This window comes from Parapedobacter pyrenivorans, from assembly GCF_014636865.1.
Taxonomy (GTDB): Bacteria; Bacteroidota; Bacteroidia; order Sphingobacteriales; family Sphingobacteriaceae; genus Parapedobacter; species Parapedobacter pyrenivorans.
Window position 1 is genome coordinate 365,234 of record NZ_BMER01000002.1, and the last position, 13,396, is coordinate 378,629.

Annotated in this window: 8 protein-coding genes and 1 tRNA gene; 4 read left to right on the top strand and 5 right to left on the bottom strand. The window is 49.4% G+C overall.

All coding sequences use genetic code 11. The features are described from left to right. Positions 1–68: 68 nt before the first annotated feature. Both ligD and IEV98_RS13435 read left to right on the top strand, forming a co-directional pair. Positions 69–2,744 carry a DNA ligase D gene (gene ligD, locus IEV98_RS13430; RefSeq protein WP_188506517.1) on the top strand — a complete coding sequence of 892 codons (2,676 nt, stop codon included), beginning with the start codon at positions 69–71 and terminating at the stop codon, positions 2,742–2,744. A 129-nt stretch (positions 2,745–2,873) separates the two neighbouring features. Continuing rightward, entirely contained in the window at positions 2,874–4,115 is a 1,242-nt protein-coding gene (locus IEV98_RS13435) for a DEAD/DEAH box helicase (RefSeq protein WP_188506518.1), read from the top strand. Between the two features lie 29 nt (positions 4,116–4,144). On the opposite strand, the gene IEV98_RS13440 is transcribed toward IEV98_RS13435, so the two are convergent. Next, a complete protein-coding gene (locus tag IEV98_RS13440; protein WP_229738746.1) occupies positions 4,145–5,662 on the bottom strand; it encodes an acyl-CoA dehydrogenase family protein in 1,518 nt (505 codons plus the stop codon). A 116-nt stretch (positions 5,663–5,778) separates the two neighbouring features. Here IEV98_RS13440 and IEV98_RS13445 point away from each other — a divergent pair. Continuing rightward, positions 5,779–5,853, top strand: a tRNA-Val gene (locus tag IEV98_RS13445). Positions 5,854–5,911: 58 nt separating this feature from the next. Here IEV98_RS13445 and IEV98_RS13450 read toward each other — a convergent pair. Genes IEV98_RS13450 through IEV98_RS13465 form a run of 4 tightly spaced genes read right to left on the bottom strand, consistent with a single transcriptional unit; the run spans position 5,912 to position 12,662 of the window. Next, complete coding sequence (locus IEV98_RS13450) at positions 5,912–7,336, bottom strand: glycoside hydrolase family 183 protein (protein WP_188506519.1); 1,425 nt, start codon at positions 7,334–7,336, stop codon at positions 5,912–5,914. A gap of 11 nt (positions 7,337–7,347) precedes the next feature. Then, positions 7,348–7,761 carry a DUF4945 domain-containing protein gene (locus IEV98_RS13455; RefSeq protein ID WP_229738747.1) on the bottom strand — a complete coding sequence of 138 codons (414 nt, stop codon included), beginning with the start codon at positions 7,759–7,761 and terminating at the stop codon, positions 7,348–7,350. A gap of 13 nt (positions 7,762–7,774) precedes the next feature. After that, entirely contained in the window at positions 7,775–9,532 is a 1,758-nt protein-coding gene (locus IEV98_RS13460; RefSeq protein WP_188506521.1) for a RagB/SusD family nutrient uptake outer membrane protein, read from the bottom strand. Positions 9,533–9,542: 10 nt separating this feature from the next. Continuing rightward, on the bottom strand, positions 9,543–12,662 hold the full coding sequence (locus tag IEV98_RS13465; RefSeq protein WP_229738748.1) for a SusC/RagA family TonB-linked outer membrane protein: 3,120 nt from the start codon (positions 12,660–12,662) through the stop codon (positions 9,543–9,545). Positions 12,663–13,024: 362 nt separating this feature from the next. On the opposite strand from IEV98_RS13465, the gene IEV98_RS24510 reads away from it, so the two are divergent. Next, entirely contained in the window at positions 13,025–13,393 is a 369-nt protein-coding gene (locus IEV98_RS24510) for a hypothetical protein (RefSeq protein ID WP_229738749.1), read from the top strand. The last annotated feature ends 3 nt before the right edge of the window (positions 13,394–13,396 follow it).

Genomic DNA, 13,396 nt, shown 5'->3' on the forward strand with positions numbered 1-13,396 from the left:
AAACGCTGAACCCGAGTACAACATTTTAAGACGGGCATTGTTGTACTACTTAAGCAAAGGGAAAAGAAATGGGCCTTACATCTTATAAAAAAAAGCGGAGTTTCCGCTCAACCCCTGAGCCAGTGGGCGGCAAGCCGTCCAACGAAACGCTCAGGTTCGTCGTCCAGAAACATAAAGCCTCTAGACTCCATTACGACTTCCGGCTGGAAATGCGCGGTGCCCTGAAAAGCTGGGCGGTGCCGAAGGGCCCGTCGCTGAATCCCGAAGACAAGCGGCTGGCGATGGAAGTGGAGGATCATCCTTATGATTACAAGGATTTTGAGGGCAATATACCGAAAGGGAATTATGGCGCCGGAACGGTAATCGTATGGGACGAGGGCACGTATGAACCGCTTGATACCGAAGGCGGTAAAAAGGCGATGGAAAAAGACCTGATGAAACAATGGCGGGCGGGGTCGTTGAAATTCAGGCTGAAGGGCAAAAAACTAAAGGGTGAATTTGCACTGGTCAAAATGAAGAGTGAAGAAGATAATGCCTGGTTGCTCATCAAGCATAAAGACCGATATGCCGCAAACGAGGATATCACGCTGAAGGATAAATCCGTAGTCTCGCAAAAGACGATTGAACAAGTGGCGAAAACGGCAAATCAAACGATGATAAATGAATCTCCTGGGAAAAAAGCCGTGAAAACGAAGGTTAAAAAGCAGATTGATCCCGAAGCCCATACCGTACCGGAGCCAAAAATGGATGTCGATGCCATCCTGAAAAAAGCTAAAAAGGTTCCGTTCCCTAAAACCGTATCACCCATGCTGGCGACGCTCGTGAGCGAACCGTTCGACGATCCGGATTGGGAATACGAAGTAAAGTGGGATGGATACCGCGCCGTGGCATTCATGAATGGAAAATCCACCGCCCTGAAATCCCGTAATGACAAATCATTTGCTGACAAGTTCTATCCGGTTTTTGATGCCATAAAGCAGTGGGGCATCAAGGCCGTGGTGGATGGCGAGATCGTTGCTGTCACGGATAACGGGATTTCGAATTTCAACAAGTTGCAGAACTGGCGCAGCGAGGAAGACGGGCAACTGTTGTATTATGTCTTCGATTTGCTATGGTATGAAGGAAAGAACCTGATGACCTCCTCCCTATCCGAACGAAAAGCAGTACTCCAAACCCTAGTTCCGCAAGATGGCGGCGTGATTAAAAGCGGCTATACTATTACCACCAAGGGTACCGATTTTTTCGCAGCAGCAGGCAAATTGGGGTTAGAGGGCATTATTGCCAAGCGTTCGGATAGCCCGTATCATCCAGGAGATCGGTCGACCGACTGGCTAAAGATCAAATCACAGAAGCGCCAGGAAGTGGTAATCGGTGGTTACACGCGAAATGCAGGCACCTCAAAACCTTTCAGCTCCTTGCTACTCGGCGTCTTCGAGGGCAGCAAATTCCAGTATGCAGGCAAGGTAGGCACGGGATTTCGAGACCAGGAACAACGCGAGATGCTGCGATTGTTCAAGCCGTTGGTCAGGAAAACCAGTCCATTCGCGGAAACACCTGATTACAACAAGCCCTCCAGGTTCAGGCCCACTCCCCCACATGCAGCAGCTACATGGCTGAGGCCGGAATTGGTGTGCGAAATCCACTACACCGAGGTGACCGAAGAAGGCGTTTTCCGGCACCCTGCGTTCATCGCGCTTCGTGAGGATAAGGATGCAAAGACCGTGGTAAAGGAAAAGGAATTGCCCATCGAGGCGGTAGTCGACCAATCGGAAACTGCTAACGAGGGCATCGTCAAAGCGCCCGCCAAAAGCGGAAGACGCACCTTGGTTAACCCCTCCGAAAACACACAGGTAAGGAAAATAAACGGTAACGAACTGAAATTCACGAATCTGAAAAAGGTGCTCTGGCCGGAAGAAAAGTATACCAAGGGAGATTTGCTTAATTATTATTGGCAGGCGGCTAAATACATCCTTCCCTACCTCAAAGACCGACCACAGTCGCTCAACCGCTTTCCCAACGGCATCAAGGGCAAAAGTTTCTACCAAAAGGATATGACTGGAAAAGTGCCCGCTTGGGTGGAAAAGCACCCTTATAAGGCGGAAGGAGAACGGAAGCGCAAGCACTTTATGCTATGCAACAACGAAGCGGCATTGCTATACATGGCAAATCTGGCCGCCATCGAAATGAACCCGTGGAGCAGCACCGTAAAAAAGCCGGATAATCCCACTTGGTGCCTATTGGACCTCGACCCGGATAAGGGAAACACATTCGAGCAGGTTATCGAAGTGGCGCAGGCCATCCATGACGTATTGGAAGACATGCATATACCTTCGTACTGCAAGACATCCGGATCGACCGGCTTACATGTGTACCTGCCGCTCGGCGCCAATTATACCTATGACCAATCCCAACTGTTCGCCAAGTGGATAGCGGTACAGGTGGACGCCCTATTCGACTTTACCAGCGTAGCGCGCATGACCAGCCAACGGAAAGGAAAGGTGTATATCGACTTCCTGCAGAACAGGCCGTCGGCTACCCTCGCGGCCCCCTACTCGGTGCGCCCGAAGCCGGGTGCTACCGTCTCCATGCCACTTTATTGGGAGGAGGTAAAAAAAGGACTGAAAACAGCTGATTTTACGATAGCCAACGCATTGGACCGGATGCGGTCTGAGGGCGATATCTTCAAGCCTGTGCTGGGCCGCGGGGTTAATCTTAAAAAAATACTCGCACAGCTAGCCAAATGACGATGGGCTACGCTTATACAAGCCATATTACCAATAATTATGATTATCTTTGCCGGCGTCCGCTCAAAATATCCGTATTAGACTGGATATAGATGTTGCTATTTATTCAACATTTTTAACTTTTATATTTTGCTATTTACATCATTAAATCTTTCCAAACCGATCATACAGGCATTGGAATCAGCAGGTTATCATACACCTACCCCCATACAAGAACAGGCAATCCCCACGATATTAGCGCACCACGATGTATTGGCGTGTGCACAAACTGGCACCGGAAAAACGGCGGCTTTTTCGCTTCCCATCATCGAGCGTTTACTGGCATCAAAAAATGAAGGTGCATATCAGGGGCCAAAGGCACTCATTTTGGCACCCACACGCGAGCTTGCCATACAGATCGGTGAGAACATTGCCGTATACGTCAGTCGGACGCACATCAAGCAAACCGTGGTATTCGGTGGCGTATCGGTGGTTAACCAAATTGCGGAATTGCGTAAGCGGCCGGAAATAGTCGTTGCGACACCCGGCAGGTTGCTGGACTTGCTGAATCAGCGTGCACTATCGTTGAAAGCGGTCAATTTCCTCGTATTGGATGAGGCTGACCGAATGCTCGATATGGGGTTCATCAAAGATATCCAGCGTATCATAAGCAACATCCCGGCAGAGCGGCAGACGCTGCTTTTCTCGGCCACCATGCCCAAGGAAATAGAAAGTTTGGCAAATGCCATTCTTAAAAACCCAAGGCACATCGCCGTGACACCAGTTTCTTCTACGATAGATACGATTAAGCAAGCGGTTTACCCCGTAGCCAAGGCCGATAAGATAGACCTGTTATGCCACCTTGTACGCCAAGACGGAAACGGTAACGTACTGGTGTTTTCAAGAACCAAGCACGGGGCGGATAAAATCGTCCGCAAATTGAGAAAAGTAAACATCACTGCCGAGGCCATCCATGGCAACAAATCTCAACAAGCGCGACAAAAGGCATTGAAGGCATTCAAAGCTGGTACGATAGCCGTACTGGTGGCTACCGACATTGCTGCCCGGGGAATCGACATCGACCGATTGCAATTGGTGATTAATTACGATTTACCCAACGAACCGGAGACATACGTACACCGTATCGGCCGTACCGGAAGGGCTGGCGAAAGCGGTACCGCCCTGTCCTTCTGCGACATCGAGGAACGCGAGTACCTCTGGCAAATAAGCAAGTTAATCAAACAGCAATTACCGCTGGTGGAAAACCATCCTTTTGCACCGGCCAACATCGCCGATTACGAGCATAAGCCCACGCAAGCAGTTGCGACCAATAAGCCGAATAAGAATAAAAAACGCAGACGCCCCCAACAACGTTTCCGTACAGCGGTATAAAGGGCACGGCCGTGGCCGTGTTAACCTAATTACGTAAAGGAAAGCCAATCGCTGCCGGAAACATAATCGTCGATAACCTGCGAACGGCTATCTAAATAGAGGTTGGATACCAGGTGTGCGATGTCCATGCGGATATTTTCGATGCAACCAGTCACCAGATCATCCCGGAAACCGCGGTCCGCAATGGCCAATACATAGCTTCCGGCAATAACACGGCTTATTATCTTCCCTAAATCAACGAGCTTCCGCTGGGTAAGCACGTCACCCGGGGTGAAGTCAAGCGGCTTTTTGAAATGCCCCGCAGCATGTTGAGTGAGGTCGAATGTCGCAAGATAGGCAAGCAGATTTGTCTCCTTGCCTTTTTTCATCTTTTTCAACACCATCTCTGCGATCTGGGTATACAGCATTTCATTCGACCCCTCAAAAATCTGGAATGGCCTGCTATCAACGATACCCCTGCCTGCGATGTGGCTGATTTTATAACCGTTAGCACCCGAAACCTGCAAACACAGTTGTGCGGATTCCTGCATCAAATCGGTAACCAGGGCTTTCATGGCATTGGCCTCCAAACCCTCAACGGCAAGATTATGTTGTATGCCGCTGATCTGGCTGCTGCGAAAACACATAGCCGAACAGATGGTATATGCCGATTGTATACGCGATAGCTGGAATTGCACGGAATCCAGGGCAAGCAGGTTGCTGCTTCCCACCATGCGCTGGCTGCAATGGTTAACCGCTTCATCCAGCATGCGCTTGATGAAACCCATACCCATACCCGGAAACTGCATCCGGCTCCGATGCAGGATGTCCAGCATCATTTTTATCCCCGTACTTTCCGGCTCCAGCCGTTGCTGTGCCGGCACGTGGATATCAATGGTGTTAAGCCCATACGGGATCATGTAAAGACCGAGGTTGTTATACAATCGCTCTACCTTGATTTGCTGGGTAGGCAGGGCGTTGTCGCTGATGAAAAAATCAATGTCCCTAGCCAGTTCGCCATTGGGAAGTTGACTGCGTGCCGCCACTAACCAAAAATCAGCTTGCCCGGTTAGGCCTTGCCAGTGCTTAGTGCCGGCGATGTGATAGCCTGCTCCCTCCTGTTGGTATGAGGTACGCATGTTGAGGGCATCGCTGCCATAATCTGGCTCGGTAATCATCAGGCCGCCCATACACTGATCTGTCAAAAAGCGGTTGAATATCGGACCTTTTACTTCTTCATTTGCGTATTTAGCAACGGGCTCAAGAAACAATGCGATATTGATACCAAACGTGAGCGACAGCGGAAGTGATTCATAAGATGCAGCAGAGAGTAGTGCCAAGCATTCTTTTACGATGCATCCCCGACCGCCGTATTCCCGTGGTATGGCTACCGAAAGCGGCACCACATCCATAATACGCGTCCAAACCGATGCAGGCAGTCCCCGCTGGAGGCTAAGTTGATTGATATCAGCGTGTTCATAGAAAGCATCACGGAGCGCTTGTTCGAAACGCTTGATAAAAGCGGCCAAATGATCTTCTTTGGCAATATGGGATGATGGGAAAGTCAATGTATAAAATGATGGTTAATGTGCAAATTTAAACAAATAGTTGAACTACCCGCCAAGGGTTTCGATAAAAATGATTTGCATCGTCAGCAAAAAAAACTATTTTTGCGGCGTAGTTCGGGAAATTAGCTCAGTTGGTTTAGAGCACTACCTCGACAAGGTAGGGGTCACAGGTTCGAGCCCTGTATTTCCCACAGCAAAAAACCTCGGCGTCATCGGATGCCGAGGTTTTTGTTTACGGTACATATCTAGCTAAAATGCACCCATATCTGCCAATTCGGCCTTCATTAAGAAGACGTTGTACGGCATCCACATCGACATCAGGAAGTAAAGGTCATCGCCCTCCACGGATAATGGATGGAAGTAAGAACCGTACAGCTGGGCATACTCCGCCCCGGTAGCCAATTCATAAGGCTCGCTCCACGGACCCGTGATCTTCTCTGCCGTACGCATGGTGATGTTATACCGGTCGGCATTGAAATAAGCAATTACCCATTTCCGGTGCTTATCATTATAGATAAAAGACAATTCACCCACTTTATCGCTTATCACGACGGTGGCCTTGCTTTCATCTCCTTTTAACCACTGATTGGCAGTGTTACTCCAGTATTCATAATTAGCCTGGTTTTCGATATCGGATTCTCGGAAACGGGCCAAATGAGCGGGACTATCCCGTCCCGTTTGAGTGCCGATCATATACACGTAGCCATCCCGTTTGAAATAACCAACCTGCCCGAAATTGCTGTTCGCCGAGAATTCGACACCTTCACATTTCGTCCAGATCTGGCCATTATCAACGGACTTATACATTCCTGAGTAATTCGTAACCCACCCTGTCCAGTTTTTGATATTAAAATAATGCACATAATCCACCCCGTTAGCACGAATAGCAGCCGTCGGAATTGAGGTCCAATCCCCATTGCCGGAGCCGTCCTTGCCACCATAGATAATTTCACGGGCATTACCACTGTTATCGGTTGCCATATCACTCAGAGAAAGTCCATCATCCAGATTAAGATCTACCGAAAATGCCAGGACATTGCTTCGCCAGCTTCCGCCATTGGGGCCTGGATTAGCGGTGCTCGGCACAAAATCCTGCCCAAACGTGTCGCCAAAGAAAATACCATAGTTTCCGGGTTCCATTTCCCAGACCACTCCCAGATCGGTTCCGCCTACGTTCCAAGACGTGGCCGTATTGTTTGGGCTTGGAAAAGCTTCTCCTGCTATCGGCCTTCCGGTTAGCCGAGCGATACGGCTAACATTGCGGACGAAAAAACCCCAACGGTTGTCGACATCCAGGAAAAGTGGATTGGATACGTTTCCATCATGGTAGTGTGCCGTTAGCACTAACTTGAAGGCATCGGGATCGGAAGGTTGAATCGTGTACGTCAGCGCGTAAGACGATGAAAGCTCATGCCGGTCTATATTGCGCGAGTAGTTGTCAGCACCGCTTTTTTTGACCGTTAGGTAAGCGATCGCATCCAGGTTATCGAATGTCAGCACCGCAGACACGGCCTTGGTATCCTGATCAGGGACAAGGTTTATGTCCGACGATGTAATCTCATCTGTCGGAACATAAACCTCGTTGCCACCGTCCTTACTGCAGGCAGCCACCAGCCACAGGTACCCGGCAAGGGCGGTATATATGCTAGCGTGTATGACTCGTCTGCGTATCATCTTTCAGCTTATCACTCAATCTCAATAACCTGCCCCTCAGAATAAACCCGATCCGGCTTTCCGGTTTCCCTCGCTTCATCCGTCAGATACCCCGCTAGCTTTACCACAAATCTATACGTCTTACTGGGGTCAATTTCGATATCACGGGATGTGCCTTCAACACCCACGATAATGATTTCCCTATAAATACCATTCTCTACTTTTTGGATGCTCACCTCCAATGGCCGCCTAAAAGCCGGGGATATATCAGCAGGGATCCCCCACGTTAACTTCACGAGGTTACCTTGTTCGGTATAAGCAAGATTTTCCACTTTAGGCAGGGAGTAATCAAAATCCTTCTCATCCACAATACCCCGATCATAACAACCTGTAAATAGTGCCATGGTCAATACCACAACCAATACATGAACTAATGAAATCTTCATAACCAATCGTCTATTAATATCCCACATTTTGTGTATAATTACCCTTTGCCCAGTTAATCTGCGGTTGCGGTATCGGGAAATACTCATCGCGCCCAGCGGTAAAGCGTGCTACCCCCATCCAAGGGAATCTTGTTTTTTCGACGGCAAAGTAGCTGTTCATTGTTTCTTCCAAAATACCCCAACGCTGTAAGTCGAAGAACCTGCGTCCTTCGCCTGCCATTTCCAGGCGGTTTTCCCATTGCAGCGCTTCCCATGCAAATTCTTTGCTCCACGTACAATTGACGCCCGGCTGGTAGGTTTCGACGTGATAATCCAATACCGGCGATCCATCGCTTTTCACTAAGCGGTCTGTGCTATTGGCAGCCCGTTCGCGGATCTTGTTGATCAACGGCAGGGATTCGTCCCACCGGTCCAGTTGGATCAACACCTCGGCCTTCCATAGCACAACCTCATCATACCTGATCATGCGCTTGTTCATCGAGTTGAACTGCCACCCATCATACAGCAAGCAATCGCAATCAGGAGGCACCAATTCCTTGATGGATTTCAGGTAACCGTAGTCGGCGGGGTTGCGGATCCCTGCGTTTTCAAACAACATGTTGGGATTATATTTCCATGGCTGTCCGGGAGCGGCTACCGTGTGACTGAAACGTGGGTCGAACGTGTTCTCTCCGAAAAACACTTCATCACCATCCGCATAACTACCTACATTGTACGTATCGAACATCGGCAAGCCGTCGGGGCCGGTTTTGAACGCATTGGCCATGTTGTAGCTAATTTGGTGGAAACCGCAGCACTGGTACCCACCCCAATTAAACGGATGGTTCAAGCCCTCACTTCGGTTTATTTTACCACCGGTAGAGCTGCCGTCATCAATCGAATACTGGATTTCCCAAATCGATTCTTTGGTGTTATTATCAAATGCGATGTCGAAATTTTCAGCGAAATCGGCTTGCAGGCCGACTTTTGAACCTTCCTGATCGGTCAACTTATTCAAATAATTCAATGCTTCGGTAAGCCGCTCCTTATTAACGTTCACCACGGTATTCCGGTCGTCCTGCTCATACGCCATAAACATCAACGTCCTGGCCACCATCGCGGTCGCGGCATTTTTGTCTATTCTTCCTTTTTCCGCTTGTACCGGCGGCAGCAATTCTTCCGCCTGCTTGAAATCGGCCAAAATCCGCTCCCACAGGTACTGGTCATTGGGCTGTGCCAGGTCCCTATTGGGAACAGCTTCAAATTCGGCCGATGTACCAATCACGTGCTCATCGATGTACGGAATATACTTAAAGAATTGCTTAAGCCTGAAGTGCGTGAAGGCCCGTATAAATGTCACCTCACCAAGCCGCGAGTTTTTATTTGGAAAATCTGCATCTGTAACGGTTTGCAGCCGCTGTATGGCGGTATTGCACCGTTGAATAACCTGATAGGATACGTACCACGGATAATCCAAAGGCCATCCATTTGGATTCAGCTGCACAAAAATCTCCATGTTGTGCCAGCCGTCTCCGTCCCAGGTACCCCCTCCTCCTTTGTACGAGTCGTCGGAGCGCAGTGAGCCGCTCCACCACGGGGCGAACGGGGAATCCCACGATGGGATATCCGTCATCCTAGCATAAGCTGCAGTAACGAAGCCCTCCATATCGCTGGGTTTTGAAAGCAGTGATTCGTCCAATACCTGTTTGGGTGCCACATTCAACGAGTCGGCACAGCTCGCAGCGGTAAGCGCAATCGCTGAGGAAAATATGATGAATTTAAACTTTTTCATGATCAAAAACTTAGAAGGTAACGTTAAGTCCAAAGGTTAGAAAGAAAGGCGTCAGATAACCATAGCCGGGCATTTCGGGGTCGATGCTGGTAAATCGGTCATCGCCCCAGCTCTTTTTGAGCGTTAACACATTTCGTGCAGAGGCATATAGCCTCAAATGCTGCATCATCAGCTTACTCGACGCTGCCGACGGCAGGGTATAACCCAGCTCGATATTCCGCAGTTTCAGGTAAGAACCGTTCTCCACATAATAGCTCGAAAAGCGGTTTTCAGCATTCTGAGTCGAATTGGAAATCGCAGGAATATCAGAATTCGGATTATCAAACGACCAGCCGCCCAAAATCCGGGTTTCGTGGTTTTTGTGCGCCGGCACGGTAATATTCCACAGATCAGACTCCCGTTTCCAGTCATTGTTCACCATATTTCCAAAAACACCCTGGAAAAACACATTCAAATCAAAATTTCGGTAATTAAGGTCAAACGTAACGCCACCAAAGAAATCCGGGTCGGTGATTCCGATGTATGTCCGATCGTGCAGCTCTTGTACCACACCATTTCCGTCCAAGTCCTTATAACGGATGCGTCCTACCGCTTTTCCCGGTTGTTCAGCATGGGCATCTACCTCTTCCTGGGTTTTGAAGATGCCATCTGCCACCAGACCATAAAGGATACCAGGCGTTCTGCCCAATACGAGATCATTTACGCCATCACCCGGATATTTGTTGATGACGTTTTCGGGAAGGCTAACGATCTTGGTCTTGTAAGTGCCCACATTCGCCGAAATGGCGTATTGGAAAGCATGCTGAGGGTCATTGCGGTAGCCGATCTCGAATTCGATCCCACGGTTGTTCATATCTGCACCGTTAATCCAAGGTTCGCCACCCTCGCCCATTGCCGCGATGTAAGGCGTTTGAACGAGGATATCACGCGTCTTCTTGAAATAATAGCCCAGCGATCCCGTTATCCGATTGTTCAGAAAACCAAAATCCACGGCGACGTCAGTTTGAGTGGTGGTTTCCCATTTCAGATCTGGATTCCCCAACCAGGTTCGCCGGTAACCCGAAAGCAACGGGCCGGTTTCATTTCCCTCAATCGGATACGAGGTTCCGAAATAATCCGTTGCAAATGGCGTAGAGGTGTATCCCCGTGGCAACCCTTGCACACTTCCATTCTCACCCCAGCCGGCGCGCAGTTTCAGGTCTGATATAAAATCGTGGCCTTCCATAAACGCCTCATTACTGATACGCCATCCGGCCGAAAAGGCCGGGAATATCGCGTATCGGTTGTTCGCGCCGAAGAGCGACGAACCGTCGCGGCGTAATGTGGCAGAGAACAGATACTTTTGGTCATACACGTAGTTCGCTTTGCCAAACAGGGAAAAATATACATACTCGTCTGCTGAACTCCCAAGCGAATACTTGGTCCCCGTAGTGACACCGATATGCGCAAAATCGCGGTCTTCCAAGTAGACGCCTTCCCGCCTTGCCCAAAACCCTTCTTGGACAAACCGTGTATATTCGACCCCTGCCACCGCATCCAGGCTATGTTTGTCGGTACTCATATTATAGGACAGGGTATTGGTCCATACATAGCTCAACGGATGGGATTGGTCGCTTCGGACATAATTTTCGCCATCACTGTTCCTGCCTCCAGTTTCCGCCCACTCCTTCTCCAGATTGCGGCTATACGCATTTCCGTAATCCACACCGAATTGCGTCCGCGCCGAAATCCCATTCCAGATACTTAAATCAGCAAAGACATTTCCGATCACCTTCACATAGTTAGCGATGTTATCTTTGTTGTCGGTCAAGACACGCACCGGATTGGTAAAATCATCGAAACCGGGCGCCCCAGCCCATCCACCGTTGATGTCATAAACCGGGCCGGCCGGCGGGTTAATCAATGCCCAACGCAGTTCGTTTGCATCGCGGTACTGCAAATAAGATACAGCTAGGTTCTCCCCGATTTTTAACCGGTTGTTGAGGAGGCTGTATTCATTGTTCGCACGGATGGAGTATTGCCTGAAAAAGGTGTGGATCTGTGTTCCTTGATTATCGTAATAACCCAAAGAAAACAAACTCCGTGACTTTTCCGTTCCGCTAGAAACCGTCAGTTGATGGTTGGTCATCACTGCCGGCCGGAGGATCTCACCCAACCAGTCCGTGTCAGAGCCTCTCGCGGTTTGCTCCGCATTAAGCCATTCGGCTGGCTTCACCGATTCCAAAACGGGCCGTCCATTCGCATCCCGATGCCACGTAAAATCATAGGTACTGGGCAACGACATGGGCATGCCGTACACTTCTTCATCATACGCATATGCCCGGAACGCAGCAATTCCATATTGCTCGGCATTCATCAACGTGGGCTTATTAATCACATTGCTGAATGCCACACTGCCATTGTATTCCACTTTGGTTTGGCCTACCTTCCCCTTCTTGGTCTGTACCAAAATCACACCGCCGGAAGCTCGGGCACCGTAGATACTCGCCGATGCAGCATCCTTCAACACCTGAATGGACTCGATATCTCCCGCGTTGATATCACGGAGATTCAGGTTTTCCGTGGGCATACCATCCAATACAATCAACGGCCTGACGCCGCCCGAAAGCGACGAGAGTCCCCTGATCTGGATATTCACCCCTTCCGCCGGATTGCCGCCATTTGTGGTGATGTGCACGCCGGCGAGCTTCCCCTGGAGGGATTTCATTGCATTTGCCGAAGGATTCTTGGCAATATCACTCGCGCTCGCTATCGCGATAGAACCCGTCAAGTCCGCTTTCCGTTGGGTCATATACCCAATGTAAACCTCGGAAAGCATGTTCTCATCATCCCCCATCATTACATTGATCACGGTTTGACCACGGACAGGACGTTCTTCCTGCTTTTTTCCCGTGTAAGAAAATACCAATACGGCTTCTTCAGAAGCAACTCGCAGTTCGTATTGCCCAGCATCGTTGGTAACCGTGCCAACGGTGCTCCCTTTTACATGAACACTGGCGCCGACCAGTGGTTCATTCGTACCTGCCGCCGAGATTACCCCGCGCACTAGCTTTTCCTGTAATGCCCCACTTGCGGCATTGGAATGAACAGCGAGACCGAAGAGCAGGCAAGCCAAGATGATTTTGTTCATAGTTTTTTTCATAAAAATTGTTATAATTGGTGAACACATTTACGCACCGTGAAACTTGAATCTGCAAGAAATCACAGGTCTAACACCACTTGGCAATCGGAATCATTGAACTAAATGGTTAGCGCTTTTTACTTTGACTAAGCTCGGATTTTTTTCGACAGCATCACACCTATCGCTTAACCAATACTGACTCTATTTTATCATTACCCCTGTCTTTTATTACACATAGATGACTCCGAAACCACTTCACACCTGTTTTTTAACCAATACCGACTATATTTTATCCAAATCATCCAGCCGCCTCAATCTTAAGTCCAACGTAATCACCGGGAGCTCGACGACGTTTTTTATCTTTGCCGCTGATGGCTATACCTGTCGATTTTTCGCATATCGACCTTCCAATCATGGAGGTCATACCTGAATTGAGGAAGCAGCTTGCCGCCCATACCAACGCTATTGTCAGTTCTCCGCCAGGGGCCGGAAAAAGCACGATCGTTCCGCTTGCCTTATTGGACGAACCGTGGTTGGGTAGTAGAAAAATCATCATGCTTGAACCACGCAGGCTGGCTGCCAGCACCATTGCACATCGCATGGCGTCACTGTTGGGGCAAAAGGCCGGTGAGACCGTGGGTTACCGCGTCCGCTTCGAAAACCAAACGTCTTCCCAGACGCGCATTGAAGTGGTCACCGAGGGCATCCTTACCCGAATGCTCCATCAAGACAACGCATAGGAG

Coding starts and splice junctions, on each gene's coding strand:
- ligD (WP_188506517.1), top strand. CDS start 69: ATGGGCCTTACATCTTATAAAAAAAAGCGGAGTTTCCGCTCAACCCCT.
- IEV98_RS13450 (WP_188506519.1), bottom strand. CDS start 7,336: ATGATACGCAGACGAGTCATACACGCTAGCATATATACCGCCCTTGCC.
- IEV98_RS13455 (WP_229738747.1), bottom strand. CDS start 7,761: ATGAAGATTTCATTAGTTCATGTATTGGTTGTGGTATTGACCATGGCA.
- IEV98_RS13460 (WP_188506521.1), bottom strand. CDS start 9,532: ATGAAAAAGTTTAAATTCATCATATTTTCCTCAGCGATTGCGCTTACC.
- IEV98_RS13465 (WP_229738748.1), bottom strand. CDS start 12,662: ATGAACAAAATCATCTTGGCTTGCCTGCTCTTCGGTCTCGCTGTTCAT.
- IEV98_RS24510 (WP_229738749.1), top strand. CDS start 13,025: ATGGCTATACCTGTCGATTTTTCGCATATCGACCTTCCAATCATGGAG.